Source organism: Sphingobium sp. DC-2 (genome assembly GCF_000722555.1).
In the GTDB taxonomy this organism is placed as follows: domain Bacteria; phylum Pseudomonadota; class Alphaproteobacteria; order Sphingomonadales; family Sphingomonadaceae; genus Sphingobium; species Sphingobium quisquiliarum.
In genome coordinates, this window is sequence record NZ_JNAC01000100.1 from 82,082 (window position 1) to 108,546 (window position 26,465).

Below are 26,465 nucleotides of genomic sequence, written 5' to 3' on the forward strand. Positions count from 1 at the left end.
ATCAGGATCTAGCCCCCGTGCGCCAGCGCGGCGAGCAGAAGCAGGGCGACGATATTGGTGATCTTGATCATCGGATTGACGGCCGGACCCGCCGTGTCCTTGTAGGGATCACCCACGGTATCGCCGGTCACCGCCGCCTTGTGTGCTTCGGACCCCTTGCCGCCATGGTTGCCATCCTCGATATATTTCTTGGCATTGTCCCACGCGCCCCCGCCCGATGTCATGGAAAGGGCGACGAACAGGCCCGACACGATCACACCCAGCAGCAGCGCGCCAAGGGCGGCAAAGCCGTTGGGCGTTCCCGCCACGGCGGAGATCGCGAAATAGACGATGATCGGCGCGAGAACCGGCAGCAGCGAAGGAATGATCATCTCCTTGATCGCGGCGCGGGTGACCAGGTCCACCGTGCGGGCATAGTTGGGGCGTGACGTCCCTTCCATGATGCCGCTGTTGGTGGCGAACTGGTCGCGCACATCCTTGACCACGTCACCGGCCGCGCGGCCGACCGCCGTCATCCCCATCGCGCCGAACAGATAGGGCAGCAGCGCGCCCAGCAGCAGCCCGACGATGACATAGGGGTTGGACAGGCTGAAATCGACCGGCTCGGTAAGGCCCAGCGCCGAATTGTAGAATTTCAGGTCCTCCGTATAGGCCCCGAACAGCACCAGCGCCGCAAGGCCCGCAGAGCCGATGGCATAGCCCTTCGTCACCGCCTTGGTCGTGTTGCCCACGGCGTCCAGCGCATCGGTCTTGACGCGCACGCTGTCGTCGAGGTGCGACATCTCCGCGATCCCGCCCGCATTGTCGGTGACCGGGCCATAGGCGTCCAGCGCCACGACCATCCCGGCCAGCGCCAGCATGGCCGTCGCGGCGAAGGCGATGCCGATCAGCCCTGCAAGCTGGTAGGCGACGATGATGCCGACCACGATCACCAGCGTCGGCAGCGCCGTCGCTTCCAGGCTGACGGCCAGGCCCTGGATCACATTGGTGCCATGGCCGGTCTCCGACGCCCGCGCGATGCTGCGCACCGGGCGGTAATTGGTGCCGGTATAATATTCTGTGATCCAGACGATCAGCCCGGTCACCGCAAGGCCGACCATCATCGACCAGAAAAGCTCCATCCCCGTATAGCCGCCCAATCCTTCCAGATCGGTGCCGAAACGCGCGTCGATGTCGCCCAGCGTGAAGGCCGTTGCCGCGTAAAGGGCGGGGATGGACAGGATCGCCGTGGTCCAGAACCCCTTGTAGAGCGCGCCCATGATCGACTGGCTGGAACCAAGGCGGACCATATAGGTGCCGATGATCGACGTGATAATGCACACGCCGCCCACGATCAGCGGCAGCGCCATCAGCCGTTGCAGGAAGACATTGTCGACCCCCGTCACCAGCAGCGCCGTCAGCACCATGGTGGCGCCAACCGTCACCACATAGGTTTCGAACAGGTCGGCCGCCATGCCCGCGCAGTCGCCGACATTGTCGCCCACATTGTCGGCGATGACGGCCGGATTGCGCGGGTCATCCTCCGGGATGCCCGCCTCCACCTTGCCGACAAGGTCCGCGCCCACGTCCGCCGCCTTGGTGAAGATGCCGCCGCCCAGACGCGCGAAGATGGAAATGAGGCTCGCGCCGAAAGCCAGAGCGACAAGGGAGTCGATCACCAGCCGGTCGTCGGGCGCATGGCCCGCAGGTCCGGTCAGATACCAGAAGAACAGGCTGATCGCGAGCAGCGCCAGCCCCGCAACCAGCATGCCGGTGATCGCGCCCGCCCGGAAGGCGACCGTCAATCCGCTTTGCAGCGTGCCGCGCGCCGCTTCGGCCGTGCGCACATTGGCGCGCACCGAAATGTTCATGCCGATGAAGCCCGCCGCGCCCGAAAGGATCGCGCCGATCAGGAAGCCGATGGCGGACGTCGCGCCCAGAAAGATGAAGACGACCGCGGCGACCACCACCCCGACCATCCCGATGGTCATATATTGGCGGCTGAGATAGGCCTTCGCGCCTTCCTGGATCGCGCCCGCGATCGCCTGCATGGTGTCGTTGCCAGCGGAGGCCGCCAGCACCTGACGGCTGGTGAATAGGCCGTAGAGCAGGGCCAGCAGCCCGCACCCTATGGCGATATAGACAATCTGCATGGATGTTCCTCTCCCCCTGTTATCCCTGTCATCGGCCGCTCCGCAGGGAATGACGGGCGGGCGAATGGCGCATAGGCGGGCGGCCGGACTCCATGCGTCCGGCATCGGGCACCGCGTCAATCAGCATCGCAGGTCTCGCATAGTAGCGGTCCAACCGGCTGAGAATGGGATCGGGGGCAAGCTACAGGGCGGACCGCCCGCGTCAAGCGGTTACGGAACTGACATGAATCAAGACGTTGCGGCGGGCCGCTCAGCCATGCTCCCAGCCGAGCCGCTCGGGCAGTGGCACGGGCACGCCATCGATGCGCAGCGTCAGGCCCGATCCCGGCGCGAACGTCCCTACGGGAATCGCGCGGACCGGCGGCGCGGCTCCGGCGGGCAGGGCAAAGAGCAGCTCATAATCATCGCCAGCGCTGGCGGCGGCGATCTGGACCGCCGTGCTCGCGCCCCGCGCCGCCTCGAATGCCGGGGACAGGGGAATATGATCGATGACCAGCGCCACCCCGCTCGCCTCCGCCATGCGGGCGGCGTCGATCAGCAGGCCGTCCGACAGGTCCATCATGGCATGCGCATGCGGGCTCAGCAGCGCGCCTTCGGACAGGCAGGGGCGGGGCCGCCGATAGGCTTCGACCAAGGGCCCCGACGCGGCGGGATCGGCGCGCAACAGCTCAAGCCCGGCGCCCGCATCGCCCACCGGGCCCGTCAGGTACAGCCGGTCGCCCGCCTTCGCGCCGCTGCGCGCGGGCACCGGACCCGCAGCCTCGCCGATCGCCGTCAGGCTGTAGCAGCGCGCGCTGCCCCTGGGCATCTGCACGGTATCGCCGCCCAGCAGCGGCATGGCATGGCGGTTCAGCGCTTCCCCCAGCCCCTGAAGAAAGGCCGCGTCCCACGCATCGTCGCCGGACAGCGCATAGTTCAGCAGGCATCCCACCGGCCTCGCGCCCTTGGCGGCGAGGTCGGAAAGGTTCACCGCCGCCAGCTTCCACCCGATATCGGCGGGCGGATCGGCGGGCAGGTAATGCACCCCCTCCACCATCGTGTCGCTGGTCAGGATCAGGCGCGCACCGCCCATTTCCAGCAGCGCCGCATCGTCCTGCAAGCCACGCGCGGCCGGATCGTTCGCAAGCAGGCGGAGCAGGGTGAGGAAGCGGGATTCAGCGGACATCACTTGGCTCCCTTCTTGCTCACCGCGGAAGCACGCCGCCTCTACTTGCGCACATCCTTCGCCACCGCATCCAGCAGGCCGTTGACGAACCCCGCCTCGCGCTTGTCGTAGAAGGCGTGGGCGACATCGACATATTCGCTGATCACGGTGGCGGTCGGCACGTCCCTGCGCGCCATCAGTTCATAGCTGCCCGCGCGCAATATCTGCCGCATCGGCTTGTCCAGCCGCTCCAGGCTCCATCCCTGCGACAGCCGCGCCTTGACCAGCCCGTCAATCTCCTCGCGCCGCTTGTCCACGCCCGTGACCAGATCGTCGAAGAAAGCTTCCTCGGCATCGGCATAGGTCACGTCCTCGATCGTCGCGCCAAGCCGGTGCTGGTGGAATTCATGCAGCAGCGCGGCGAGCGGCGTGCCCTCCATCTCCAGCTGATAAAGCGCCTGAACCGCGGCAAGGCGCGCGGCGGAGCGGGATTTGGAGCGTTCGTTCATAAGCGTCTTCTATTCCGTTCGGTTTTCGCTATCCCAGCCGCAACGCCACCGAAGCCGCGTGCGCCGGAAGCCCCTCCGCCTCCGCCAGCGCAACCGCAGCAGGGCCGATCGCCCCGATCGCCCCCTTGTCGAGGCTCAGGAAGCTGGTGCGCTTCATGAAGTCGAGCACCGACAGCCCCGACGAAAAGCGCGCCCGGCGGCCGGTCGGCAGCACATGGTTGGGTCCAGCGACATAATCGCCCACCGCTTCGGGCGTCATGCGGCCCAGGAACACCGATCCTGCATGACGGACCTGCGCGAACAATGCGTCTGGATCATCGACCGCAAGCTCCAGATGCTCGGCCGCCAGCCGGTCGACCAGCGGCATCGCCTCTTCAAGGTCCCGGACCAGAATGATCGCGCCGTTGTTCGCCCAGCTCGTGGCCGCGACCGCCTGCGTCGACAGCAGCGGCAGCCGCTCGTCCACGGCCTTGGCAACCGCGTCGGCGAAAGCAGCGTCATCGGTGAACAGGATCGACTGGCTGGTCGGATCATGTTCTGACTGGCTGAGCAGGTCGGCCGCGATCCAGCGGGGATCATTGCTGCCGTCGGCCACCACGACGATTTCGGACGGGCCCGCCACCATGTCGATGCCGACCACGCCGTAAAGCTGCCGCTTGGCCTCCGCGACCCAGGCATTGCCGGGGCCGGTGATGACGTCCACCGGCCTGATCCGGCCCGTGCCATAGGCCAGCGCAGCCACCGCCTGCGCGCCGCCGACGCGCCAGATTTCCTCGATCCCCGCGATGCTCGCCGCCGCCAGCACCAGCGGATTGATCTCCCCATTGGGGGTCGGCGTCACCATGGCGATGCGCGAAACGCCCGCAACCTTGGCGGGAATGGCGTTCATCAGCAGGGAACTGGGATAGGCCGCCCGGCCGCCGGGCACGTAAAGCCCCGCCGCATCCACCGGCCGCCAGCGCGCGCCCAGCCGCACCCCGGCGGCGTCGGTGCCGTCGCTGTCCTGCGGCTTCTGCTTTTCATGATAGGCGGTGATGCGCGCGGCCGCCAGTTCCAGCGCATCGCGCAATTCGCGCGAAATGCCGTCCAGCGCCGCGCGGCACTCGGCCGGGCTCACCGCCCAGCCGCTGGCGTTCAGGTCGTGGCGGTCGAACCGGCTGGTATAATCGGCCAGCGCTTCATCCCCCTCGGCGCGCACGCGCTTGAGGATCGCGGTCACGTCGCGCGACACATCCTCGTCCGCTTCCCGCCGCGCATCGACCAGCGCGGTGAAGGCGGCGGCAAAATCCGCGTCGCGGCTGTCCAGCCTAAGCGGCATCCTTGCCTCCAGCAGCAGCCTTGCGGAACGCCTCAACCAGCGGCGTCAGGTCCGCCGACCGCATCTTGTAGGCGGCGCGATTGACGATCAGCCGCGCGGACACGGGCATGATCACATGCGTCTCGACCAGCCCGTTCGCCTTCAACGTCGCGCCCGACGACACCAGATCGACGATGCGCCGCGACAGGCCCAGCGAAGGCGCAAGCTCCATCGCGCCGTTCAGCTTCACGCATTCCGCCTGGATGCCGCGCGCTTCATAATATTTGCGGGTCAGATGGGGATATTTGGTGGCGACGCGCACATGGCTCATCGCCGCCTCATCCTCATCGGAAAGGCCCACCGGCTCGGCGATCGACAGGCGGCAATGGCCGATGTCCAGATCGACCGGAGCATAAAGCTCGGAATAATCGAATTCCTCCACCACGTCCGATCCGACGATGCCGATCTGCGCCGCGCCATGGGCGACGAAGGTGGCGACGTCGAACGCCCGCACCCGGATGATCGAGATGCCGGGCCGGTTGGTGGCGAAGCGCAGCGCCCGGCTTTTCTTGTCATGAAACTCCGCCTCCGGCTCGATACCGGCGCGCGCGAGCATCGGCAGCGCTTCTTCCAGGATGCGGCCCTTGGGAATGGCGAAGGTGAGGGGACGAGTCATGACCGGCGCGCCTTACTTGGCAGGGGAAGAAAGGGCAAGGTTCGCCATCTAATCCTCCCTGCGCGAAGCGTCGGGAGGGGAACCATCCGCAAAGCGGATGGTGGAGGGGAGGATGCGCAACGCCAGCTTGCTTCCCTCCACCGGCCCACGCCCGGCAGAGGAAAGGTCGTCTCACGCCACCTCCGCCAACGCCCCTTCCGTTTCCGCAATCCATCCGCCGCCCAGCACCCGGTCGCCCGCATAGAGCACCGCCGCCTGCCCCGGCGCGACGCCATATTCGGGCGCGGCGAAGACCAATCGGCCGCCCTCCAGCCGCGCGGGCACAGGCTTCGCCATCGACCGTACCTTGGCGCTTAGCGGCCCTGCAAATCCGCCGCCCAGCCAGTTGATATCCTCCAGCCGCGCCGCCGACACCGCCAGCGCCGCCTTGGGCCCGACGATGACGCGCCGCCCTGCCGCATCCAGCCGCACGACATAGAGCGGCTCGGCCTGCCCGCCGATTTCCAGCCCCTTGCGCTGGCCGACCGTATAATGGATCAGCCCCTTGTGCGCGCCCAGCACGCGGCCATCGACATGGACGATGTCGCCGCTTTCGTCCGCATCGGGGCGCAGCTTGCGCACGATCTTCGCATAATCGCCGTCCGGCACGAAGCAGATGTCCTGGCTGTCGGGCTTCATCGCCACCGCCAGCCCCAGTTCGGCCGCGATCTCGCGCACCTGCGGCTTGGGCATTCCCCCCAATGGAAAGCGCAGATAGTCGAGCTGCGCCTGCGTCGTCGCGAACAGGAAATAGCTCTGGTCCCGCGCGGGATCGGCGGCGCGGTGCAGTTCCGCGCCGTCCGGCCCCTCGACCCGGCGCACATAATGGCCGGTCGCCAGGCAATCGGCGCCCAAGTCGCGGGCGATCTGGAACAGGTCGGTGAACTTCACCCCCATATTGCATTTGACGCAGGGGATGGGCGTGCGGCCCGCCATATATTCGTCGGCGAAGTCAGCGATCACGGAATCGCGAAAGCGGCTTTCATAATCAAAGACATAGTGGGCGATGCCGATCCGGTCGGCGACGGCGCGCGCGTCGCGGATGTCCTGCCCGGCGCAGCAGCTTCCAGTCCGGCCCACCGCCGCGCCATGATCGTAAAGTTGCAGCGTCACGCCGATGGTTTCCGCCCCGGTGCGCGCGGCCAGCGCGGCGACGACGCTCGAATCGACTCCGCCCGACATGGCGACGACGATCCGCCGCTGCGACAGCGGCTCTGGCAGTTGGAACTGGGGCAGCATGGCCGCGCATATAGGCGCGCGCGCGCCAGCATTCCAGCGGGATTCCGCGTGATCCCGGTTCATGCCGGAACGGCGGGCGGAGTTTACCGGACCTTATCCTTTCGCCGGTACTGATGGCCCCCATGGATCTGAGCTTCCTCAGGGCAGGCGGGCTGAAACCCGCTCATGCCAGACCCGCCGCCCGGCCGCACGCGCCGGTCTGGCCGATGCTGCGCGCTGCTTCGGCAGCGGCGCAGGCGGCCAGCCCGACCGCCCAGGCCGTGGCCGGGGTCCTGCGGGGGCAGGAAAGGCAGGAGGACTGGATCCAGGAACTGGCCGAAATCTTCGCGCCCCGTTCCAGCGGCATGATCGACGCCGTACGGCCGACGGGCAGCTTTAACCCGTTGATCGCAGAGCATTTAAGAGTGGGACAAGGATGATGAAGGGGGCGTTTACCGTGGCGCTTTAGCCGATGTTCAGGGCTGATGCGCATACCGGTGGCCGCTGCTGAACTCAGGCAACGCCAGTGCCGCTTTTTGAGGGTGAGAATGATAGAAAATCAGAAAATCCGGCCTGCTCAGGTCGTCGGGCCGCTTGGAGAACCCTTGACGCTGGACAGCCTGCCGCCAGTGGACACGACGCGCTGGGTCGTGCGCCGCAAGGCCGAGGTGGTCGCAGCCGTCAACGGTGGCCTTCTGACTGTGGATGAAGCGTGCGCGCGCTATTCGCTCACGCTGGAGGAATTTGCCGGCTGGCAGCGCGCGGTGGATCGTTCGGGCATGCACGGCCTGCGCGTGACCCGCATTCAATATTACAAGTCGCTCTACGAACGGCAGCAGAAATATTGAAGCCCGCGCCTTCCGGGCGATGAATGGCATGGAAGGCCGCCGGGCGATGTTCCGGCGGCCTTTTTCATGCGCACCGCTCCGCCGCCCGCCCCCGCGCGCGCAAATCGTTTCCCTGCCAGAAACATTTTCGGGAACGCGAAGCCGACTTCTCCGTTGAATAGGGCAGCCAACCCGCTGGGGGCGCTGGTCCAAGGAGAGTGTGAGATGGGTATCATTTTGTGGCTTGTTGTTGGCGGCATCATTGGCTGGCTCGCCAGCATGATCATGCGCACGGATGCGCAGCAGGGCATCCTTCTGAATATCGTCGTCGGCATCGTCGGCGCGTTCATCGGCGGCCTGATATTCAGCGGCGGATCGATCAATGACGGTCTGACGCTCTACAGCTTCCTGGTCTCCCTGGTGGGCGCCATCGTGCTGCTCGCCATCGTCAACCTGGTGCGTCGCGGATCGGTTCGCTAACTGATCCAGCTCAGCTGGCGGGTAAAGAGGGCTGCGTCCTTGGCGACGCGGCCCTTTTTCGCGTTTGCGCCGCGCGTCAGCCCCGCCGCCCCAGCCAGCGGTAGAGCGCGAGCACCGCGATCGATCCCAGAACCGCCGCGATGAAGCCCGCCCTTTCACCGGGCGCATACACCCCCGTCATCCGCCCCACATAGCCCGCCAGCAAGGCGCCCGCGATGCCGAGCAGCAGCGTCACGACGCATCCGCCCGGATCGCGTCCCGGCATCACCAGCCTGGCGGCCGCGCCCGCGAGCAGGCCGATGATGATCCATCCCAGCAGGTCCATCCCCATTCTCCCCCCTTCGCCGCGCGCATAGCGCCATATCGGCGCGCCCTTGGCAAGCCGCGCGCCTGTCCTTGTCCCTGCGCAACGATGTTGCCGCGCCGCCCGGCAGGATGATATTGAGGCTTGAGCTAGGTGCTATATTTATATAATACAGCCCGGCATTTCAGGCAGCCCCGCCGGAAGATGGAGCAGGATGAATTACGAGACTCAGCTGGCCGGGGATGTCCCCGCGCACGTCTTCGGCGAGGAACAGCCGCGTCCACGCCGGCGCGGGCTGATGATCGGCGCGGCCATCGCCATTCTTCTGATCGCCGCCGCCGCATGGGCGATCCTGCACGGCAAGGGCGGCGAACCGGCCGCCGCGGTGGAGCAGGCGCCGGTCGTCACCGTCATCGTCCCCGGCCAGTCCATGGTGGAACAGACGGTCAGCGGCACCGGATCGCTCGCCGCGCGGGTGGAAATGCCCGTGGGCGTGGTCGGCGAAGGGGGCGAGGTCAGGCGGGTCCTGGTGCAGCCGGGCGATTGGGTGCGGGCGGGGCAGGTCCTGGCGGTGATCGAACGTTCCGTGCAGAGCGAGCAGATCCGCTCGCTCGCCGCCCAGGTGGAGGTTGCCCGCGCCGACGCCAAGCTGGCGCAGGCGCAGCTCGACCGCGCGAAGGCGCTGGTGAAGCGCGGCTTCATCAGCCAGGCGGATATCGATCAGCGCACCGCCACGCGCGACGCCGCCAATGCGCGGGTGAACGTCGCCGCCGCCCAGCTCGCCGAACAGCGCGCCCGCACCGGCCGCCTGGACATTCGCGCGCCCGGCGCGGGTCTGGTGCTGACACGCGATGTCGAGCCCGGCCAGATCGTCGGGTCAGGCAGCGGCGTCCTCTTCCGCATGGCCAGGGACGGCGCGATGGAGATGCTGGCGCAGGTCAGCGAAGGCGATCTCGCGCGGCTGCGCCCCGGCAATCAGGCAACGGTCACGCCGGTGGGCAGCACCGAAAGGATCGCCGGGCGGATCTGGCAGGTGTCGCCGGTTGTCGATCCGCAGACGCGGCAGGGCATCGCCCGCATCGCCATTCCCTATAATCGCGCGATCCGGCCGGGCGGCTTTGCCTCCGCCACGATCGTCAGCGGCGCGGCGACAGCGCCGATGCTGCCGGAATCGGCGGTGCAGACTGATGCGAAGGGGCATTATGTCTATATCGTGGACGGCCGTAATCAGGCGGTGCGCCGCGATGTCGAAATCGGGCAGGTGTCCGACAAGGGAGTCGCGATCACCAGCGGCCTGACCGGCACGGAGCATGTGGTGCTCTCGGCGGGCGCCTTCCTGGCCCCTGGCCAGAAGGTCAGGCCCGAAGTGCGCAAGGCAGGCTGATCGTGAGCGCGCTTTTCCGGCGCGCAGGGTGGAACAGGGGCAGGAAGCCGTCATGAGTTTTCGCAATATTTCCGCCTGGGCCATCCGCAACCCCGTGTCGCCGCTCGTGCTGTTCGCCGCGCTGCTGCTCGCCGGGCTGGTCAGCTTCATGCGCATGGACGTGAACCAGCAGCCGGACATCAGCTTTCCGGTCGCGCAGGTGATCGTGCTGCAACCCGGCGCCGCGCCGCCGGAACTGGAAACCCAGGTCACCCAGAGGGTGGAAGCGGCCGTGCGCGGCATCAGCGGGGTCGATGAAATCACCTCGGTCGTGTCGGAAGGGCAATCGATGACGGTTGTCCAATTCCAGATCGGCACGCCCGTCGACCGCGCCGTCAATGACGTCAAGAACGCCGTCGACCAGATCCGCAGCGACCTTCCCGAAGGCATATTGGAACCGCAGGTCACCCGGCTCGACATCGAAGGCGGGCCGATCGCCTATTTCAGCGCCGAAGCCACCGACATGACGCTGGAGGAGCTTTCCTGGTATGTCGACAACACCATCGCCAAGCGGCTGCTGGCGGTGCCCGGCATGGCGGCGGTCAAGCGCGGCGGCGGCGTCAGCCGGGAAATCCGCGTCATCCTCGACCCGGCCAAGCTGCAATCGCACGGCGTCACCGCTGCCCAGGTCAACCAGCAATTGCAGCAGGTGAACATCAACAGCGCGGGCGGCCGGACGGAGATTGCGGGCGCGGAACAGGCCATCCGCGTGCTCGGCAACGCCCGCAACGCCTATGCGCTGGGCCAGACGCAGATCGCCATTCCGGGCGGCCGCACCGTCAAGCTCGCCGATCTCGCCAATGTGCGCGATATGTACGCCGAACAGCGGTCCCTGTCGCTGATGAACGGGCGGCAGGTCACCAGCTTCAGCCTGGAAAAGGCGAAGGGTTCGTCTGACGTGACCGTGTACGAGGAAGCCCAGAAGGTCCTGGACAAGCTGCGCAAGGAAAATCCCAAGGTCCGCTACAAGCAGCTTTTCAGCACCGTCGATTACACCAAGAGCCAATATCATTCGGCCATGCAGGCGATGATCGAAGGCGCGGTGCTGGCCGTCGTCATCGTGTTCCTGTTCCTGCGCGACTGGCGCGCGACGATCATCGCCGCGCTCGCCATTCCCCTGTCCGCCATCCCCGCCTTCTGGTTCATGGAGATGATGGGCTTCACGCTCAACATGACGTCCCTGCTGGCGCTCAGTCTGGTGGCGGGCGTGCTGGTGGACGACGCGATCGTGGAGATCGAGAATATCGTCCGCCACATGCGCATGGGCAAAAGCGCCTATCAGGCCGCGATCGACGCCGCTGACGAAATCGGGCTTGCGGTGCTGGCGACGACCATGGCGATCGTCGCCGTGTTCCTGCCGGTCGGCCTGATGCCCGGCGTATCGGGCCAGTTCTTCATCCAGTTCGGCATGACCGTGGTCGTCGCCGTGCTGCTCAGCCTCGCGGTCGCGCGCCTCATCACTCCCATGGTCGCGGCCTATTTCCTGAAAGCGCATGGCCAGGAAAGCCATGGCGAAGGCTGGCTGATGGACGTCTATATGTCCGTCCTGCGCTGGTCGCTGGACGAACGCCGCGCGATCGCGCACCGGGCGCGCGGCGGCCGGGCGCGGTTCAGCGCATGGCTGCGCGACCATCGCATCTGGACGGTGGGGATCGGCGTCCTCGCCTTCCTGTCCACCCTGCTGGCCTTCGGCACGCTTCCCATGGCGTTCCAGCCGTCGATCGACACCGATTTCAGCCAGGTGAAGATCGAAATGGTGCCCGGCAGCACGCTGGAGCAGACCACGGCCGTCACCCGGCGGATCGCCGACATGCTGGTGGCCGAACGGCAGGTGGTCGATGCCGCATTCTCCGATATCGAAACGACCGGCGCCGACATCTACCTGACCTTGAAGAAGGACCGGCCGATGACCTCGGTCGAATGGGAACGCAAGGTCGCGCCCAGATTCCAGCAGGTCGCCGACGCGCGGGTGAATTTCCAGTCGCAGGCGGGCGGCGGCTTTGGCCGTGACGTGACCATCATGCTGGGCGGGGAGGACCCGGACCTGCTGGAGCGGACCGCGAACAAGCTGGTGGCGGAGATGGCGGGGGTCAAGGAAATCCGCGCGCCCCGCGTTCAGGGCGACATGAGCCGCCCGGAAATCATCATCAAGCCGCGTTTCGACCTCGCCGCCAGCCTGGGCGTCACCACGGCCGCGCTCAGCCAGACGATCCGCGTCGCGACGATCGGCGACATCGACCAGAACAGCGCCAAATTCTCGCTGTCCGACCGCCAGATCCCGATCCGCGTCTCGGTCGCGGAGGATAGCCGCCGCGACATCGCCACCATCGAAAACATGCCCGTGCCGACCGTCAATGGCGGATCGGTCCCGCTCAAGGTCGTCGCCGACATCGAATTCGGCGCTGGGCCGACGCAAATCCGCCGCTACAACCAGGCCCGCCGCATCGTCGTGGGCGCGGACTTCGCGCCCGGCATCGTCAGCAGCCAGGCCATGGGCAAGATCAACGCCCTGCCCACCATGAAGGCGGTGAATGACGGCGCGATCCCCGGCATTCAGAAGATCACCACCGGCGAAGCCAAATGGCAGGTGGAACTGGTCAAGAATTTCGTCGTCGCGGTCGTCTCCGGCATCCTGCTGGTGCTGGCGGTGCTGACCCTGCTCTACAAGCGGCTGATGCCGCCCTTCGTCAATCTGGGGTCGCTGCTGCTCGCTCCGCTGGGCGGCGCCATCGCCCTTCACCTGACCGGCCATCCCATTTCCATGCCGGTGCTGATCGGGCTGCTGATGCTGCTGGGCATCGTCGCCAAGAACTCGATCCTGGTCATCGATTTCGCGCTGGAGGAGATACAGAAGGGCGTGCCCCGTTTCGAAGCGATCGTCGATGCGGGCCACAAGCGCGCGCAGCCGATCGTCATGACCACCGTCGCCATGGTGGCGGGCATGGTGCCCACGGCCCTGTCGCTGGGCGGCGACAGCGCGTGGCGATCGCCCATGGGCATCACGGTGATCGGCGGCCTGCTGCTCTCCACCGTGCTGACGCTGGTGATCGTCCCTGCGACGTTCAGCCTCGCCTTGGGGATAGAGGAATGGATCGGCCCGCGCCTCGGCCGCCGTTTCCTGACCTACAAGCCGGGGGACGACAGCGCCCATGCGGGCGTCACTCATCCGGCGGAATGAATCGGCGCGCCGCCGCGGGAAAGAATGCCTTCATGCGAAAAGAAGTGCTTGCCTGAACGAAACGGCGGCGTAACCGTTGGTCGGCCATGAAGCTGCTTTCCGCATCCCTGCCCTCCGCCGGCGGCCCTGTTCATCCGGCGCGGCGGATGCGGATGGTGGCGACGGGCATGCTGCTCGCCATGGCGCTGCTGTTCATCGCCGCCCGTGCAACCGTCCACCTTCACCCCGCCATCGCCTTCGTGCAGGCCTTTGCCGAAGCCGCGATGGTCGGCGGCCTTGCCGACTGGTTCGCCGTGACCGCCCTGTTCCGCCACCCGCTGGGCCTGCCCATCCCGCACACGGCGATCATCCCGCGCAACAAGGACCGGATCGGCGATACGCTGGCGCTGTTCCTGCGCGACAATTTCCTCACCCCCGCCGTGGTCGCGCGGCGGATGCAGCGGCTGGACGTCGCGGGCGCGGCTGGGCGCTTCCTCGCCAGCCCCTCCGGCGGCGACGGGCGGCTCCGCGAAGGCGCGACCCGGCTCGCCGCCGACATGCTGGAGGCGCTGGACCAGGAACGGCTGGGCGGCATGGTGAAGGGCGCGATCGCCCAGCGGCTGCGGGCGATGAACCTCGCGCCCCTTATCGGTCAGGCGCTGGAGGCGGCGATGCGCGACGGCCGCCATGCGCCGGTCATGGACGGCATCATCCATTGGGCCGACCGCACGCTGGAGGCGAACGACCATCTGGTGCGGCAGATGGTGCACGAACGATCGGGGAAGATCCTGCGCTGGACCGGCCTTGATGAAAATGTCGCCAACGCCATCATCGACGGGCTGCGGCGCTTGCTGGCGGACATGGCGGCCGACCCCGGTCACAGCCTGCGGCAGAAGGCGGAGGAGGGGATGGCCAGGCTGGCGGACGACCTTCAGCATGATCCCGCCATGCAGGCGCGGGTGGCGCGCATCCGTGACGAGATCGTGGACAATCCGGCGATGCAGCGCTGGATCGACGGCCTGTGGGAACAGGCGCGGTCGGGCCTGCTGCGCGCCGTGCGCGACCCCGGCAAAGCGATGGCCGGACGCCTGGGCGAGGCGCTCAGGCAGCTTGGCGGCACCTTGCAGGAAGATGCCCGGCTGCGGCTGCTGGTCAACCGCTTCGTGCGGCGGGCGGCGGTGGGCGCGACCGCGGCCTATGGAGATTCGATCGTGACGCTGGTCAGCGAAACGGTGCGCGGCTGGGACGCGGGAACCGTCACCAGCCGCCTGGAAAATGCCGTGGGCCGCGATCTTCAATATATCCGCATCAACGGCACGCTGGTCGGCGGGCTTGTCGGGCTTGCGATACACACTGTGGACACGCTGCTCTGACCGGCGCGGCGGTCCGCGGCATCCTCAAAAACTCCCGGCTTTTCGACAAACAACATGGACTTCGCCCCTGCTGCTGGGCCAATTCACAGGCTCGGACAAAGCAAGGGACGCTTTCATGAAAACTATCCTCCTCGGTGCGGCGGCGTGCGCGCTGACGCTGGGCGCCGCCATCGCGCAGGCCGATCCGCCCAGGCCCGCTTATGGCAGCTACGGGTTCGACACGAAGGGCATGGACCCTTCGGTCAAGCCGGGCGACGACTTCTACCTCCACGCCAATGGCGGCTGGGCCAAGGCGACGCCGATCCCGCCGGACAAGTCCAACTATGGCGCGTTCAACGTGCTGGACGATCTGTCGCGCGAACGGACGCGCGGCATATTGGAAGGTGCGAAGGCGGATCGCTCCAGCCGCATCGGCCTTGCCTATGCCAGCTATCTCGATGCCGCCACGGTGGAAGCCAGGGGCCTTGCCCCCGTGCAGCCCTGGATGGCGCGGGTGAAGGCGATCCGGGACAAGGCCGATTATGCGCGCGCCGCAGCGGAAGCTGCCCGCGCGGGCATATCGGGACCCTTCGCCTTCTATGTCGGGCAGGATGACAAGGACCCCGAAACCTACACCTTGATCCTGCGTCAGGGCGGCCTCGGCCTTCCCGACCGCGACTTCTACCTCCAGCAGGATGAGAAGATGGCGGCCATCCGCACCGCCTATCTCGCGCATCTGGAACAGATGCTGACCCTGGCGGGCGAAAGCGATGCGAAGGCGCGCGCCGCCGCCCTGATGGCGTTCGAAACCGACATCGCCAAGGTCCACTGGACCCAGGTCGACAGCCGCGACGCCGACAAGACCTATAACAAGATGACCCTCGCCGATTTGCAGAAAAGCGCGCCAGGCTTCGACTTCACCCGCTATTTCGCCGCTAACCGGCTGAACCCCGCCACCCTGCTCGTGTCCCAGCCCAGCGCGGTGACGGGCGAAGCGGCGCTCATCGCCAACGCCCCGCTCGGCGTGCTCAAGGATGCGCTGCTGCTCCGCGCCCTCCATGCCTATGCGACCTATCTGCCCGACCGGATCGCCGATGCCGACTTCGCCTTTTACGGCACGATCCTGTCCGGCACGCCCCAGCGCGAGGAACGGTGGAAGCGCGCCGTCGGCTTCGTCAAGGAAGCGATGGGCGATGAAGTGGGGAAGCTCTATGTCGCCCGCTACTTCCCGCCCGAAACCAAGGCGGCGATGGACCAGCTGGTGAAGAATGTCATCGCCGCCATGGGCCGCCGCATCGACGGCCTCAGCTGGATGAGCGATGCCGCAAAGGCGCGCGCCCATAAGAAGCTGGCCGCCTTCACGCCCAAGATCGGCTACCCGGACAAGTGGCGCGACTATAGCGGACTCACCGTCAAGGCGGACGATCTCTACGGCAATGCGCAGCGCGCCAATGCCCATGAGTTCGACTATCAAATGGGCAAGCTCGGCAAGCCGATCTACCGCTGGGAATGGCAGATGACGCCCATGGAGATCAACGCCTATGCCGATTTCGGCATGGTGGAGATCGTCTTTCCAGCCGCCATATTGCAGCCGCCCTTTTTCGACCCTCATGCCGATCCCGCCGTCAACTATGGCGGTATCGGCGCGGTGATCGGGCATGAACTGAGCCACCATTTCGACGATCAGGGCGCGAAATATGACGAAACCGGCAAGCTCAACCAGTGGTGGAGCGATGCCGATGTCGCCGCATTCAAGGCGCTGACGGACAAGCTGGTGAAGCAGTATGACGCCTATGAGCCGCTGCCCGGCGCGCATGTGAAGGGCGCCTTCACCCTGGGCGAAAATATCGGCGATCTGGCGGGCGTTGCCGTCGCGCTGGACGCCTATCACGCCTCGCTGGGCGGCAAGCCCGCGCCGGTGATCGACGGCACCACCGGCGATCAGCGCTTCTTCCTGGGCTGGGCGCAGGTGTGGCGGCGCAATTATCGCGAGCCGAATCTGCGCCAGCGGCTGGTCACGGACCCGCATTCGCCGTCGCAATTCCGGGCCAACACCGTCCGCAATTTCGATGAATGGTATGCGGCGTTCAAACCCCATCCCAGCGGGAAGATCTTTCTTGCGCCGCAGGACCGGGTGAAAATCTGGTGATCTAGCCGCCCGATCCCATTTCCCTGCCGCAACGATTCGCCGTTGCGGCAGGGCGTTGGCCTCGGCGGATCAGCCGAATGGCCGCCCGCCTGCCATCTTCCATATGCCACGACTCGCCGGAACGGCCTTTATCCCGGCTTCTCTCTTTCCCAGCTTGGGGGGCAGTAAAGCTAAGGAGAAGCATGTTGACGGGTTTCCATTCCTCTATGTTCCTGAAGGCTGGCCTCGCGTCGGCCGCCCTTTTCGCCTCGGCTCCGCTGCTCGCCCAGCAGGCCGCCACGCCCGCGACCCCGGCGACGCCAGCGGCTCCATCGGCTGGCGCGTCCACCTACAGCGATGCCGACATCAAGCAATTCGCTGCCGCCGCAGTGGCGGTCACCAAGATCCAGTCGGACACGACGATCTCGGAAGCCGACAAGCAGCCCAAGATGCTGGCCGCATTGCAGGCTTCGGGCATCGCGCCTGAAAAGTTCAACGCCATTGGCCAGGCAGCCGCCACCGACCCGGCGCTTCAGCAGCGCATCCAGGCAGCAGCCCCCGCTGCTCCGGCCCAGCCTGCGGCTCCGGCAACGCAAGCCACCCCGGCGAGCCCTGCCCAGCCGCAATAATATCGCGGCTCCATTGAGGGAGGTGCTTGGCCCGGCGCGCTTGCTACCTTAAGCGTCCGGCCATGACCTCCCCCATCTGGCACCCCTTCACCCAGCATGGCCTGGGCGAACCCATCCCCAAAGTCGTCCGCGCGCAAGGCGCTGTCCTGCATCTGGAAGATGGCCGCACCCTGATCGACGGCATATCCAGCTGGTGGGTGACGACTCACGGCCATTGCCACCCCCGCATCGCCGCAGCCATCGCCGCCCAGGCGCAGGCGCTCGATCAGCTCATCTTCGCTGGCTACACCCACGATCCTGCCGAAGAGGTGGCGCGCAGTCTCGTCGAGCTTGCCCCCCGCGCGGAAGGCCGGGACGCCCTGTCGCGCGTCTTCTTTTCCGACAGCGGTTCCACCGCCGTGGAAGTGGCGCTCAAGATGGCGCTCGGCTACTGGCACAATCGCGCGCTGGACGGCCTGTCCGCCCCGCGCCACCGCATCCTCGTCCTCGAACATGGCTATCATGGCGACACGATCGGCGCGATGTCTATCGGCGAGCGGGGAGTCTACAACGCCGCCTGGGCGCCGCTGCTCTTTGACGTCGGCACCATCCCCTTCCCGCATCCGGGCAGGGAAGGGGAGACGCTCGCCGCGCTGGAGGCTGCTTGCACCGCGCCGGAAAAGCCCGCTGCCCTGATCGTCGAGCCTCTCGTGCTGGGCGCGGGCGGCATGCTCATCTACGCCCCCGCCGTGCTGCGCGACATGGCGGCGATCTGCGCGCGGCACGATGTCCTTTTCATCGCTGACGAGGTGATGACCGGCTGGGGCCGCACCGGCACGCTTTTCGCCTGCGAACAGGCCGGGGTCGTGCCCGACATCATGGCGGTGGCGAAGGGGATCACCGGCGGCGCGCTTCCGCTCGCCGCGACGCTGGCCACGTCCCGCATCTTCGACGCTCATTATTCCACGGACCGGGCGCGGCTTTTCTATCACTCATCCAGCTACACCGCGAACGCCATCGCCTGCGCGGCGGCCGCCGCCAACCTCGCCATCTGGCGCGAAGAAGATGTTCTGGGGCGCATTGCTGCCCTGTCGCAAGGAATGGCGCAGCGGCTCTCCGCGCTTGCGGGTCGCCCCGCCTTCGAAAACCCGCGCCAGCTCGGCGCGATCGCTGCGATCGATCTCGTCACCGCCGATGCCGGCTATCTGTCCGATCTGGCGCCACGGCTGCGCGCATTTTTCCTGGACCGGGGCATCTTGCTGCGGCCGCTTGGCAACACCATCTATCTGATGCCGCCTTATTGCCTTGATTCAGATCAGCTCGATCTGATCTTCGCAGCCCTCGCGCAAGCGGGCGATGCCTTTGCAATACCGGCCTGACTTTCAATTTGTGCTTTTTGGCGCTATGGCGGCGCGATTTTTCGGCTTTCCAGGATATTATGGCAAAAGAAGAACTGCTTGAAATGCGCGGACAGGTTGTGGAGCTTCTCCCCAACGCCATGTTCCGCGTGCGGCTTGAAAATGATCACGAGATCCTCGGCCACACCGCTGGCAAGATGCGCAAGAACCGCATCCGCGTGCTGGTGGGCGACGAAGTGCTGGTGGAACTCACCCCCTACGACCTGACCAAGGGTCGGATCACGTACCGCTTCAAATAAGCCGCCTTTCGCATGCGGCTCATCCTCGCTTCGGCTTCTCCCAGACGGCGCGACCTTCTGGGCCAGATCGGCGTGTCTCCCGATGCGGTGGACCCGGCCGATGTCGACGAAACGCCCTTGAAGGGCGAACTGCCCGCAGTCTATGCCGCGCGGGTGGCTGCTGACAAGGGCGCGCTGGTTGCCGCCCGCCATCCCGGCGCGCTCATCCTGTCGGGCGATACCGTGGTGGCGGCAGGCCGCCGCATCCTGCCCAAGGCGGAGAGCGAAGCAGAAGCGCGCAAGTGCCTCGAACTCCTCTCTGGCCGCCGTCATCGCGTGCTGAGCGCTATCACCCTGATCGATGCCGAGGGCAGGGCGCGCCACCGCCTGTCCAGCAACATCGTCACCTTCAAGCGCCTCGATCGCGTTGAGATCGACGCCTATGTCGCGTCGGGGGAATGGCAGGGCAAGGCGGGCGGCTATGCGATACAGGGGCGCGCCGCCGGGCTCATCCGCGCCATTCAGGGCAGCCACAGCGCGATCATGGGCCTGCCCCTTTACGAAACCCGCGCGCTGCTCAAGGCAGCGGGCTATCCACTGGACTAGAGCGGCTTCGAGGGAAATGGCACACATTTCCCCGCTTGGAATCACGACCGAACAGGACTGACCTACATGGCCGAATGGCTTTATGAAGAAGGCATTGGCGAGGCTCGCGCCGCGCTGATCGAAAAGGGCCAACTGGTCGAAGCGCAGATCGAACGCGACAGCGACGCCGCCCGCGCCGGATCGGTGATGCAAGGCAAACTCGTCCGCACCGTGATCCCGAAGAAGCGCGGCATCGCCCGCCTGATCTCCGGCGAGGAAGTGCTGGTCGAGCCTATCCCGCCGAAGATCGCGGAGGGGGCGACCGTCCTGCTAGACATCCTGCGCGAAGCCATCCCGGAGGAAGGCCGCGCCAAGCTCGCCAAGGCCCGTATCGCCCAGCCCGGCTCCAAAGCGCATCCCGCGCCCAGCCTGCTCCAGCGTCTGCGCGCGACCGGCCTGCCCATCATCCCATGCCCCGCGCATGAAGAGGACCGCTTCGAAGCCCATGGCTGGAGCGAACTGATGGAAGAAGCGATCTCCGGCGAGATTGGCACGGAAGAAGCGGCGCTGCGCATCTTTCCGACGCCTGCGATGATCCTGATCGACGTCGATGGGTCGCTCCCGCCTGCAAAGCTCGGCCCAAAGGGCGCGAAACTGGCGGCGCAGGCCATCCGCCGCCTTGGGCTCACCGGCTCGATCGGCATCGACCTGCCGACCATGAACAATAAGGACGAGCGCGCCACAGCCTCTGCCCAGATCGACAAATATCTGCCGCTTCCCTTCGAACGCACGGCCGTCAACGGCTTCGGCTTCATCCAGATCATCCGCCGCCGCGAACGCATGAACCTCATGGAACTGCTGCGGGCCGATCCGGTCGAAACGGCCGCGCTGGCGCTGCTCCGCCGCGCCGAACGCCACGGTAATGGCGGCCCGGTGACGATCACCGCCGCTCCCGCCATCATCGGCCGCCTGCACAAGGCGGCGGCCTGGACCGAACAGCTCGCCCGCCGCCGCGGCGGAGCGGCCGCCTTGAAGGCGGACCCCGGCCTTGCCATATCGGCGGGCCATGTCGCCTAAAGCCTCCTCCTGCCCGATTTGCGGCCAGCCAGCGCATCCTGACACGCGCCCTTTCTGCGGCAAGGCCTGCCGCGATCGCGACCTGCTGCAATGGCTGGGCGAAGGCTATCGCGTCCCCGGCACCCCCACCGCTGACGAGATGAAAAAAAGCGATGATTATGGGGTGGACAGCCCCCCGGATTGATGCCTATAGGCACGCCTCTCAACGCCGCCGGTCATTCTCACCGGCGCCCGTGCCCGGGTAGCTCAGTTGGTAGAGCATGCGACTGAAAATCGCAGTGTCGGCGGTTCGACTCCGTCCCCGGGCACCATTTGTTCTTTTTTCCTGACCAGACCCACTAAGTCGCGCCGTTGACACGCTAAGTGGCTTCCTCCGACCCAGATAAACGCTTTTACCTCTGAAACGAGGTCTGGCTTGGCCAGTCCCGCGGCTTAAAGGTTAGCTGGCTTTATCGTCCCACTTCGGCTTTGCGCCGCTTTGACATGAAATCTGCCGCCACAAGCTGCCCGTGCAGTGCTCGATATTCGTTTCGTTTTGTCTCGAATGATCGGCTCACCCGTGCGCTTCAGCCCGAGAGCAGCGGATGAACGCCATAAGCGAAGGCCGTTATCCGCGGGAGGTGTCTGCGATGAGATCGTCCTGCGATTCGTTTGGATCGGCGGGAGGGTGAAATCGTTGGCTATTGCACTAGCCCGAACATCATCGATTGCTTCGCTCTTCATTGCCACAAAAAGCGGGGGTTCAGCTGAGCTCCGCACTGAACGACAGCGGTTCCCCTGACTTTACGACCCGATTAAGCGATGTGTATCAACTCGATCAGGCAGCGCTCATTAGCCGCGAGGGGCGATTCGACCGTCGTCAGATCCCGGAGAACTGCAATGCTACCAGATCAAATTGGTGGCTGATCGACGGTTCGAATTTTACCGGTTCATAACACGTCGCTCGCTACTGCCTGCTGATGCAAGGTGAACTTTCTGCCCAGCGCTCCCTCACCTTCTACTTCGACGGAGGAGGGAGTGTAGGCGACCTGGTGAAGGATGCCGTTGTCATTGATCCTGCTGGAGCGGTGCGCCATTACAACATGAGGATAGAAGGCTGCAACAATGTATCAGAAGCGCATGCCGCGATCCGGGCCGTATTGCAGATCAAGAGTCTCAACTTGACTCGCGACACCAAGGTCGCGTTGATCGGCGATAATCAGAATGTCATCAACTACATGAACTATCGAGATAGGTTGCCTTCCGCACCCCTGTTCAGGCGGGCAATCGAAGAACTAAGGAGTGTTTTCGACTGCGCGGGTATAGTGTGCTCTCTCACCTGGGCTCACGTGCCTAGGCAAAAAAATTTAGCTGGCAGGGAGCTTGCTAAAATACAAAGACAGAGAAAGCATCTGGCCCATGTCTAGAATGGAGTGCCGGATTAGCCTTCCTCCACGGCCGGAGAACATCTCATTGAAAGCTGAAGAATACCCTTGTCAGCCGTCGGTAGAAAATCGACCCCCAGCCAATCCATCTTTTGCGGGTTGCAGGTACACATTGCTTCAGCTTGCTGGGCGATCATCCAAGGCTCGATCGGACTTCCATCGGTGCGGAACACTTGTCCATTCAGGTGAAACTTTGACGGTCCGATCAGTTTGGAATGGAGAAAGCCAGTTGGCATTGGAGCTGCCTTTAGCTTTTGCCAAGAAGCATCTGACTTGGATGAGGCATATTCATTAAGGAGAATAATTAACCCTGCTACCTCAGCTAGATTTGGGTTGTTTGTCACTTGGGATGCCACTTCCTTTGCATTATTCAGGAGGCGAGAAAAGCGATTGCGCTTAGACCTTCTCATTTCTTTTCCTTTCTTTGAAGCTATCAACTTGCCAGTCCATCGGTCATTTCACTGCCCGTATTCACTGACGGTTTTCGAAGCCCTGAAAAGGAAGTCAGAGTTGATCCCCACTTAGGCGTCGCTCATGGCGGAAAAGGCGAAATCAACTTCTCTCTATCAAAAGGGGACAACACCTGTTGTCAGCAAGCCTGTGATTGCCTCGGGACCAACATGACGCGCGTTATCGATCCGCCATCCCATGTCGCTAAGCTCATGCTCGTTTCCATATCGTAACTGGTGGCGGCAGCATTAAACTAGAGCAAGGTTCCCCAACCCTACCGCAACGCCGCCGCCGTGCCGGTTGCCCCATTACTACAGGACGCCACTTTTCCGTGGGCATGTTGAGAAACCTGAAAATGCTCTCATTGTTATGTTGTCGAAACATAACCGGGGAAGGTAATGCTACATGCCCGACCTTGACCGTCTAATTGCGAAGGTTGCCTGATTGCACCCCCTTCAAGATGAAGAGGTGCAAGCGATTCAAAAAACTGCCTTTTAGAATGTCGGAAAAGACATCGGGTAGCACTCTAATATACGAAGGTCAGCGGATTGAAGAATGCTGCCTCTTGCTTGAAGGATACGCCTGTAGGAACAAAATCGCATCGAATGGAGGACGGCAGATAGTTTCCTTCCATATACCCGGTGATATTTTGGATCTGCAGCATCTGCTCTTCGATCGTGCTGATCACAATGTGCAGACGATTTCGCCGGCGAAATTAGCATTTCTTCCCTTAACAGCCTTGCGCAGCCTTATCGATGCGAACCCTGCGATTGGCAGAGCGCTTTGGCGAGACAGTCTCGTCGATGCATCGATATTTCGAGAATGGGTCCTCAACGTCGGCCGACGGGGAGCCAAGGAGCGCATTGCGCATATGCTTTGTGAGTTTGTCGCGCGTGTTGAATCCGCGGGCATTGCCTCGCCGACGGCATTCACGCTGCCGATGACGCAGGTGGAGATTGCAGACGCGACAGGGCTTACGTCTGTTCACGTCAACCGGATGCTGAGGTCGTTAAGCGAAGAGGGTGCGATCACTAGAGACGGTGGCAAAATCACCATTACAGGTTGGGAGCAGCTAAAGCAGACTGCTGATTTTTCCCCCGACTACCTTCATATCGCAGCTTGATGTCAAACTTCATGCCCTGCCCTTGAAAGTGAACCTCTTCTTCATCGAGGCCGCTGCATACTGGTCGGGGCTACAATCAGGTCCTTAAATGGAGGCGCTCGACTCCGACCAAGAGTTCTTCAGCGATAAGCAGCTTATCCGGCTAAGTCGTCTTCAAGCCCCAAACCGGTTTTTTCACTCTCACCCGCCCCGCCGATCATAATGATTGTCGCTGGTCTCGGTCCCACTTGGCGACATATTGCGCCTGCCCCCGGCGAAGCTGCTCGCAAGCAACATTGCGTCCGCCGGCGTATACCTGCGCTAGCGTTCGGCCGTAACAGTCTTGCCCGATACGTTGCAGGCGAACGTCGCTGCCTATTATCTGCACGAGCTGCGCTTGCTGGCCTGACCATCGCGGGGCACGCAAACGCGTCCTTGTCGGCAGCCATGGATTTCCGGCGCCTCGACGCCGAGCAAGCGGATGCGTTCCGAGCCAAACCGGATGGTGTCGCCATCCACGACGGTGACAGCGCCAGCCAGAAGAAGAAACTGGATCATTCAATCAATGAGTCTGATGTAGCGATTGTGCAACAAGATTCATCTGAAATGACGCGGTTGTCCGATCCATACTATGCTGCTGGGATGCACAGATTAAATGCCCCCGTGCCTTATCGGCATAGAAACATCAGGGGGATTATACCGTGAAGAAGTTTGTGATCGCTGCCGCTGCTCTGTCGGCCATCTCGGCTCCTGCTTTCGCGCAGGAAGCATCGAATTTCGGTGGAGCCAAGATCGGCGCAGTCGTCGGCTACGACAAGGTTCGCCTGGAAGTCGAAGACGAAGGCGGCTCCAAGGACGGCTTCCTCTATGGCCTGACTGCCGGTTACGATTTCGATCTGGGAACGGCCGTTATCGGCGTTGAAGCTGAAATCGCCGACAGCACTACCAAGGAGCGTCAGTCCGACCTGCTCGTGCTGGGTGACGAAGCTTCGATCAGCGCTTCGCGCGACCTTTACATCGGCGCTCGCGTCGGCTTCCCTGTCAGCCAGAACGTTCTGCTGTACGCAAAAGGTGGCTACACCAACGCCAAGGTGAAGGCTGTCTATGACGACGGCGTTGACCGCTTCACCGGAAGCGACGAACTGGACGGCTGGCGCATCGGCGCTGGCGCCGAATATGTCATGGCTTCGACCTTCGCCCGCATCGAATATCGCTACAGCGAATATGACGCCAACAATGACTTCGGGGTGGCTATCGAACCGTCGCGCCATCAGGTTGCTGTCGTAGGCGGCTTCCGCTTCTGATTTCGAAGTCCGGCGATCACAGTCCGCCGGACACCTCACGGGGGCGGGAGAGCGATCTCCCGCCCCTTTTGCTGTTACCTGAAGAAATTGTTTGAGGGTTACAGCCAGTTAGGCTGCCTGCTGTCGCAGTAGCGAAAAGAGCGTCGGGCTTTCGCCGCAAGACCGGTGCCTGACGTTCCCGTGTAGATCATCGAGCATGCCGTGCCTGAGGAAGATTATCCGGCGGTCAGGAGTGAACTACAGGCGCCGCCGACACTATGCTCTTAAGCCTACCGTTTTGAGCCGGTGGCTGGATTTTTCTGCACTTGGCATACTGCGCACGAAATGGTCGAGGCGCAACGCGACCCATGCAAGGCGCTACTCTACATGCTATTAACTGGGCGCTCGATCGACGATCTCGCCTCAGAGTCCGGCCAAATGCATAAGTTCCATGCATTGCTGACGAATTGACACTGCAAGCTGCTTGATGCGCCGACTGGTCGAGGTCTCAGCCCCTGCGTCTTGCGCGCCGATCCATGACCGCATGCGCTCTTCCAGCTTACGCGAAAGATCGGCTTTTCCGTTGATTACCTTGCTGTAGTGCCCCTGCGTGACGCCAAGAATTTGGCTAATCTCAGTTTGCGAAATCCGAGCTGCAAGCCGCACTCGCTCGATCTCATGAATCACTACAGTCATTGCATAAAACCAAGATGCATCATATTATGCATATATGCATTCATTAAAGAGCTCGTCAATGCAGCAAGTGCTTTCCTATCGCGATGGCGAACTGGTCGAGTTGACGCTCCCTGCCGAGACGACCCGGGTCTTCGGGCATCAGCTGCGATGGGGGCGCGCGGAGGAGATCGGCACCCCAGCTTACTGGACGGCTCAGGCTTGGATGTGGGAAACAGAAGACCCGGAACACTATCGATTGGGCCGCACGCTGCGTGAGGAAATGCTTGCCTGTCTGCTCGGGGGCTATGGAATTCCGGCCGAAGTCGGCTTGGCTGCCTATGAGCGATTACGAACCGCTCCGCCCGAGATGTTGGAGGAAGAACAGGCTGTGTTGGAGCTTTTGACCGTGCCGTTGGAGGTGAAGGGCCGTTCTGTCCGCTATCGGTTCGCCCGGCAGAAAGCCCGCCACGTGGCGCTATGTGTGCGGGGCTTAACAGACATAGATGTGGACGCGGGTGACCGCGATCTGCGTGACGCGCTCGTTGGGTTATCGGGCATCGGCCTTAAAACCGCATCCTGGATCGTACGTAACTGGCGCGATAGCGATGAGGTGTCGATCCTTGACGTGCACATCATCCGCGCTTGTCATTCGCTTGGGCTGTTCGACGCTGCCTGGCGAGTGGAGCGCCACTATGCGCAGATGGAGGCCGCCTATCTTGCATTTGCCAAGGCTGTTGGTGCGCGAGCGTCCATACTTGATTCTGTCATTTGGATGACAATGCGACAGCTGCCGCAGGACATCGTCGCACAGCTAAATGGAAAAGACGTTCGCATAAGAAAGAAGAGCGTCTCTAAGACGATCGACATTCGGCAAGCAGTGTTGATATAGCGTAACCGCCCGATTGTTACCGCGATGGTTGTGCCTTGAAGCGGGCAGCG

28 protein-coding genes and 1 tRNA gene are annotated in these 26,465 nt (G+C 64.1%); 19 read left to right on the forward strand and 10 right to left on the reverse strand.

Features of this window, described 5'->3' with window-relative positions:
• Window positions 1-8 precede the first annotated feature (8 nt).
• From ET21_RS0118570 to mnmA, 6 genes are all read right to left on the reverse strand, one after another.
• Complete coding sequence (locus tag ET21_RS0118570; protein ID WP_021237439.1) at window positions 9-2,132, reverse strand: sodium-translocating pyrophosphatase; 2,124 nt, start codon at window positions 2,130-2,132, stop codon at window positions 9-11.
• Between the two features lie 250 nt (window positions 2,133-2,382).
• Window positions 2,383-3,297 carry a thiamine-phosphate kinase gene (gene thiL / locus ET21_RS0118575; RefSeq protein ID WP_030540835.1) on the reverse strand — a complete coding sequence of 305 codons (915 nt, stop codon included), beginning with the start codon at window positions 3,295-3,297 and terminating at the stop codon, window positions 2,383-2,385.
• 41 nt (window positions 3,298-3,338) lie between these two features.
• Complete coding sequence (gene nusB / locus ET21_RS0118580; protein ID WP_021237437.1) at window positions 3,339-3,785, reverse strand: transcription antitermination factor NusB; 447 nt, start codon at window positions 3,783-3,785, stop codon at window positions 3,339-3,341.
• Window positions 3,786-3,813: 28 nt separating this feature from the next.
• Window positions 3,814-5,103 (reverse strand): histidinol dehydrogenase, encoded by a 1,290-nt coding sequence (hisD, locus tag ET21_RS0118585; protein WP_030540836.1) that lies wholly within the window; start codon window positions 5,101-5,103, stop codon window positions 3,814-3,816.
• Window positions 5,093-5,758, reverse strand: a complete 666-nt coding sequence (hisG, locus tag ET21_RS0118590; protein ID WP_030540837.1) for an ATP phosphoribosyltransferase — start codon at window positions 5,756-5,758, stop codon at window positions 5,093-5,095. The genes hisD and hisG overlap by 11 nt, the downstream gene beginning before the upstream one ends.
• 171 nt (window positions 5,759-5,929) lie before the next feature.
• Window positions 5,930-7,036 carry a tRNA 2-thiouridine(34) synthase MnmA gene (gene mnmA / locus ET21_RS0118595; RefSeq protein ID WP_030540838.1) on the reverse strand — a complete coding sequence of 369 codons (1,107 nt, stop codon included), beginning with the start codon at window positions 7,034-7,036 and terminating at the stop codon, window positions 5,930-5,932.
• Window positions 7,037-7,158: 122 nt separating this feature from the next.
• Here mnmA and ET21_RS0118600 point away from each other — a divergent pair, with 122 nt between their 5' ends.
• From ET21_RS0118600 to ET21_RS0118610, 3 genes are all read left to right on the forward strand, one after another.
• Entirely contained in the window at window positions 7,159-7,455 is a 297-nt protein-coding gene (locus ET21_RS0118600; RefSeq protein ID WP_030540839.1) for a hypothetical protein, read from the forward strand.
• Between the two features lie 108 nt (window positions 7,456-7,563).
• Entirely contained in the window at window positions 7,564-7,863 is a 300-nt protein-coding gene (locus tag ET21_RS0118605) for a DUF1153 domain-containing protein (RefSeq protein WP_021237432.1), read from the forward strand.
• 204 nt (window positions 7,864-8,067) lie between these two features.
• A complete protein-coding gene (locus ET21_RS0118610) occupies window positions 8,068-8,322 on the forward strand; it encodes a GlsB/YeaQ/YmgE family stress response membrane protein (protein WP_021237431.1) in 255 nt (84 codons plus the stop codon).
• Between the two features lie 76 nt (window positions 8,323-8,398).
• Here ET21_RS0118610 and ET21_RS0118615 read toward each other — a convergent pair whose 3' ends face one another.
• Window positions 8,399-8,647: a GlsB/YeaQ/YmgE family stress response membrane protein gene (locus ET21_RS0118615; RefSeq protein ID WP_021237430.1), complete on the reverse strand. Its 249-nt coding sequence runs from the start codon at window positions 8,645-8,647 to the stop codon at window positions 8,399-8,401.
• A gap of 193 nt (window positions 8,648-8,840) precedes the next feature.
• Here ET21_RS0118615 and ET21_RS0118620 point away from each other — a divergent pair, with 193 nt between their 5' ends.
• The 12 genes from ET21_RS0118620 (at window position 8,841) to ET21_RS0118675 (ending at window position 21,998) form a co-directional block, all read left to right on the forward strand.
• Window positions 8,841-10,010, forward strand: coding sequence for an efflux RND transporter periplasmic adaptor subunit (locus ET21_RS0118620; protein ID WP_021237429.1), 1,170 nt, complete (start codon window positions 8,841-8,843; stop codon window positions 10,008-10,010).
• Window positions 10,011-10,062: 52 nt separating this feature from the next.
• Window positions 10,063-13,227 (forward strand): efflux RND transporter permease subunit, encoded by a 3,165-nt coding sequence (locus ET21_RS0118625; protein WP_030540840.1) that lies wholly within the window; start codon window positions 10,063-10,065, stop codon window positions 13,225-13,227.
• A gap of 86 nt (window positions 13,228-13,313) precedes the next feature.
• Window positions 13,314-14,579: a DUF445 domain-containing protein gene (locus tag ET21_RS0118630; RefSeq protein ID WP_030540841.1), complete on the forward strand. Its 1,266-nt coding sequence runs from the start codon at window positions 13,314-13,316 to the stop codon at window positions 14,577-14,579.
• A gap of 115 nt (window positions 14,580-14,694) precedes the next feature.
• Window positions 14,695-16,707, forward strand: coding sequence for a M13 family metallopeptidase (locus ET21_RS0118635; RefSeq protein ID WP_030540842.1), 2,013 nt, complete (start codon window positions 14,695-14,697; stop codon window positions 16,705-16,707).
• 185 nt (window positions 16,708-16,892) lie between these two features.
• Entirely contained in the window at window positions 16,893-17,315 is a 423-nt protein-coding gene (locus tag ET21_RS0118640) for a DUF4168 domain-containing protein (protein ID WP_030540843.1), read from the forward strand.
• Between the two features lie 62 nt (window positions 17,316-17,377).
• A complete protein-coding gene (locus ET21_RS0118645; protein ID WP_030540844.1) occupies window positions 17,378-18,673 on the forward strand; it encodes an adenosylmethionine--8-amino-7-oxononanoate transaminase in 1,296 nt (431 codons plus the stop codon).
• Between the two features lie 59 nt (window positions 18,674-18,732).
• Window positions 18,733-18,951: a translation initiation factor IF-1 gene (gene infA / locus ET21_RS0118650; RefSeq protein ID WP_003049127.1), complete on the forward strand. Its 219-nt coding sequence runs from the start codon at window positions 18,733-18,735 to the stop codon at window positions 18,949-18,951.
• A gap of 12 nt (window positions 18,952-18,963) precedes the next feature.
• Window positions 18,964-19,536 carry a nucleoside triphosphate pyrophosphatase gene (locus ET21_RS0118655; RefSeq protein ID WP_030540845.1) on the forward strand — a complete coding sequence of 191 codons (573 nt, stop codon included), beginning with the start codon at window positions 18,964-18,966 and terminating at the stop codon, window positions 19,534-19,536.
• Window positions 19,537-19,602: 66 nt separating this feature from the next.
• A complete protein-coding gene (locus ET21_RS0118660; RefSeq protein ID WP_030540846.1) occupies window positions 19,603-20,592 on the forward strand; it encodes a hypothetical protein in 990 nt (329 codons plus the stop codon).
• Window positions 20,582-20,776 (forward strand): DNA gyrase inhibitor YacG, encoded by a 195-nt coding sequence (locus ET21_RS0118665; RefSeq protein WP_030540847.1) that lies wholly within the window; start codon window positions 20,582-20,584, stop codon window positions 20,774-20,776. Before ET21_RS0118660 ends, ET21_RS0118665 begins: the two co-directional genes overlap by 11 nt.
• Window positions 20,777-20,827: 51 nt before the next feature.
• Window positions 20,828-20,903: transfer RNA gene (locus tag ET21_RS0118670), tRNA-Phe, on the forward strand.
• Window positions 20,904-21,551: 648 nt separating this feature from the next.
• Complete coding sequence (locus ET21_RS0118675) at window positions 21,552-21,998, forward strand: reverse transcriptase-like protein (RefSeq protein ID WP_030540848.1); 447 nt, start codon at window positions 21,552-21,554, stop codon at window positions 21,996-21,998.
• A gap of 14 nt (window positions 21,999-22,012) precedes the next feature.
• Here the strand turns inward: ET21_RS0118675 and ET21_RS27835 are convergent, their stop codons facing one another.
• Window positions 22,013-22,453, reverse strand: a complete 441-nt coding sequence (locus tag ET21_RS27835) for a hypothetical protein (protein ID WP_156029288.1) — start codon at window positions 22,451-22,453, stop codon at window positions 22,013-22,015.
• Window positions 22,454-22,965: 512 nt separating this feature from the next.
• Between ET21_RS27835 and ET21_RS0118685 the strand changes: the two genes are divergently transcribed.
• A complete protein-coding gene (locus tag ET21_RS0118685; RefSeq protein WP_237751602.1) occupies window positions 22,966-23,589 on the forward strand; it encodes a Crp/Fnr family transcriptional regulator in 624 nt (207 codons plus the stop codon).
• A 196-nt stretch (window positions 23,590-23,785) separates the two neighbouring features.
• Here the strand turns inward: ET21_RS0118685 and ET21_RS28825 are convergent, their stop codons facing one another.
• The gene (locus tag ET21_RS28825; protein WP_337587959.1) at window positions 23,786-23,956 is read right to left on the reverse strand and encodes a thermonuclease family protein; all 171 of its coding nucleotides are present in this window, start codon (window positions 23,954-23,956) and stop codon (window positions 23,786-23,788) included.
• Between the two features lie 59 nt (window positions 23,957-24,015).
• On the opposite strand from ET21_RS28825, the gene ET21_RS28040 reads away from it, so the two are divergent.
• Window positions 24,016-24,273 (forward strand): hypothetical protein, encoded by a 258-nt coding sequence (locus ET21_RS28040; protein WP_162180714.1) that lies wholly within the window; start codon window positions 24,016-24,018, stop codon window positions 24,271-24,273.
• On the forward strand, window positions 24,270-24,872 hold the full coding sequence (locus tag ET21_RS0118695) for an outer membrane protein (RefSeq protein ID WP_030540851.1): 603 nt from the start codon (window positions 24,270-24,272) through the stop codon (window positions 24,870-24,872). The genes ET21_RS28040 and ET21_RS0118695 overlap by 4 nt, the downstream gene beginning before the upstream one ends.
• Before the next feature lie 402 nt (window positions 24,873-25,274).
• On the opposite strand, the gene ET21_RS0118700 is transcribed toward ET21_RS0118695, so the two are convergent.
• On the reverse strand, window positions 25,275-25,547 hold the full coding sequence (locus ET21_RS0118700; RefSeq protein WP_030540852.1) for a helix-turn-helix transcriptional regulator: 273 nt from the start codon (window positions 25,545-25,547) through the stop codon (window positions 25,275-25,277).
• A gap of 58 nt (window positions 25,548-25,605) precedes the next feature.
• Here ET21_RS0118700 and ET21_RS0118705 point away from each other — a divergent pair, with 58 nt between their 5' ends.
• The gene (locus tag ET21_RS0118705) at window positions 25,606-26,415 is read left to right on the forward strand and encodes a hypothetical protein (RefSeq protein WP_051768223.1); all 810 of its coding nucleotides are present in this window, start codon (window positions 25,606-25,608) and stop codon (window positions 26,413-26,415) included.
• The last annotated feature ends 50 nt before the right edge of the window (window positions 26,416-26,465 follow it).

Coding starts and splice junctions, on each gene's coding strand:
- ET21_RS0118570 (WP_021237439.1), bottom strand. CDS start 2,132: ATGCAGATTGTCTATATCGCCATAGGGTGCGGGCTGCTGGCCCTGCTC.
- thiL (WP_030540835.1), bottom strand. CDS start 3,297: ATGTCCGCTGAATCCCGCTTCCTCACCCTGCTCCGCCTGCTTGCGAAC.
- nusB (WP_021237437.1), bottom strand. CDS start 3,785: ATGAACGAACGCTCCAAATCCCGCTCCGCCGCGCGCCTTGCCGCGGTT.
- hisD (WP_030540836.1), bottom strand. CDS start 5,103: ATGCCGCTTAGGCTGGACAGCCGCGACGCGGATTTTGCCGCCGCCTTC.
- hisG (WP_030540837.1), bottom strand. CDS start 5,758: ATGACTCGTCCCCTCACCTTCGCCATTCCCAAGGGCCGCATCCTGGAA.
- mnmA (WP_030540838.1), bottom strand. CDS start 7,036: ATGCTGCCCCAGTTCCAACTGCCAGAGCCGCTGTCGCAGCGGCGGATC.
- ET21_RS0118600 (WP_030540839.1), top strand. CDS start 7,159: ATGGATCTGAGCTTCCTCAGGGCAGGCGGGCTGAAACCCGCTCATGCC.
- ET21_RS0118605 (WP_021237432.1), top strand. CDS start 7,564: ATGATAGAAAATCAGAAAATCCGGCCTGCTCAGGTCGTCGGGCCGCTT.
- ET21_RS0118610 (WP_021237431.1), top strand. CDS start 8,068: ATGGGTATCATTTTGTGGCTTGTTGTTGGCGGCATCATTGGCTGGCTC.
- ET21_RS0118615 (WP_021237430.1), bottom strand. CDS start 8,647: ATGGACCTGCTGGGATGGATCATCATCGGCCTGCTCGCGGGCGCGGCC.
- ET21_RS0118620 (WP_021237429.1), top strand. CDS start 8,841: ATGAATTACGAGACTCAGCTGGCCGGGGATGTCCCCGCGCACGTCTTC.
- ET21_RS0118625 (WP_030540840.1), top strand. CDS start 10,063: ATGAGTTTTCGCAATATTTCCGCCTGGGCCATCCGCAACCCCGTGTCG.
- ET21_RS0118630 (WP_030540841.1), top strand. CDS start 13,314: ATGAAGCTGCTTTCCGCATCCCTGCCCTCCGCCGGCGGCCCTGTTCAT.
- ET21_RS0118635 (WP_030540842.1), top strand. CDS start 14,695: ATGAAAACTATCCTCCTCGGTGCGGCGGCGTGCGCGCTGACGCTGGGC.
- ET21_RS0118645 (WP_030540844.1), top strand. CDS start 17,378: ATGACCTCCCCCATCTGGCACCCCTTCACCCAGCATGGCCTGGGCGAA.
- infA (WP_003049127.1), top strand. CDS start 18,733: ATGGCAAAAGAAGAACTGCTTGAAATGCGCGGACAGGTTGTGGAGCTT.
- ET21_RS0118655 (WP_030540845.1), top strand. CDS start 18,964: ATGCGGCTCATCCTCGCTTCGGCTTCTCCCAGACGGCGCGACCTTCTG.
- ET21_RS0118660 (WP_030540846.1), top strand. CDS start 19,603: ATGGCCGAATGGCTTTATGAAGAAGGCATTGGCGAGGCTCGCGCCGCG.
- ET21_RS0118665 (WP_030540847.1), top strand. CDS start 20,582: ATGTCGCCTAAAGCCTCCTCCTGCCCGATTTGCGGCCAGCCAGCGCAT.
- ET21_RS0118675 (WP_030540848.1), top strand. CDS start 21,552: ATGCAAGGTGAACTTTCTGCCCAGCGCTCCCTCACCTTCTACTTCGAC.
- ET21_RS0118685 (WP_237751602.1), top strand. CDS start 22,966: ATGTCGGAAAAGACATCGGGTAGCACTCTAATATACGAAGGTCAGCGG.
- ET21_RS28040 (WP_162180714.1), top strand. CDS start 24,016: ATGGATTTCCGGCGCCTCGACGCCGAGCAAGCGGATGCGTTCCGAGCC.
- ET21_RS0118700 (WP_030540852.1), bottom strand. CDS start 25,547: ATGACTGTAGTGATTCATGAGATCGAGCGAGTGCGGCTTGCAGCTCGG.
- ET21_RS0118705 (WP_051768223.1), top strand. CDS start 25,606: ATGCAGCAAGTGCTTTCCTATCGCGATGGCGAACTGGTCGAGTTGACG.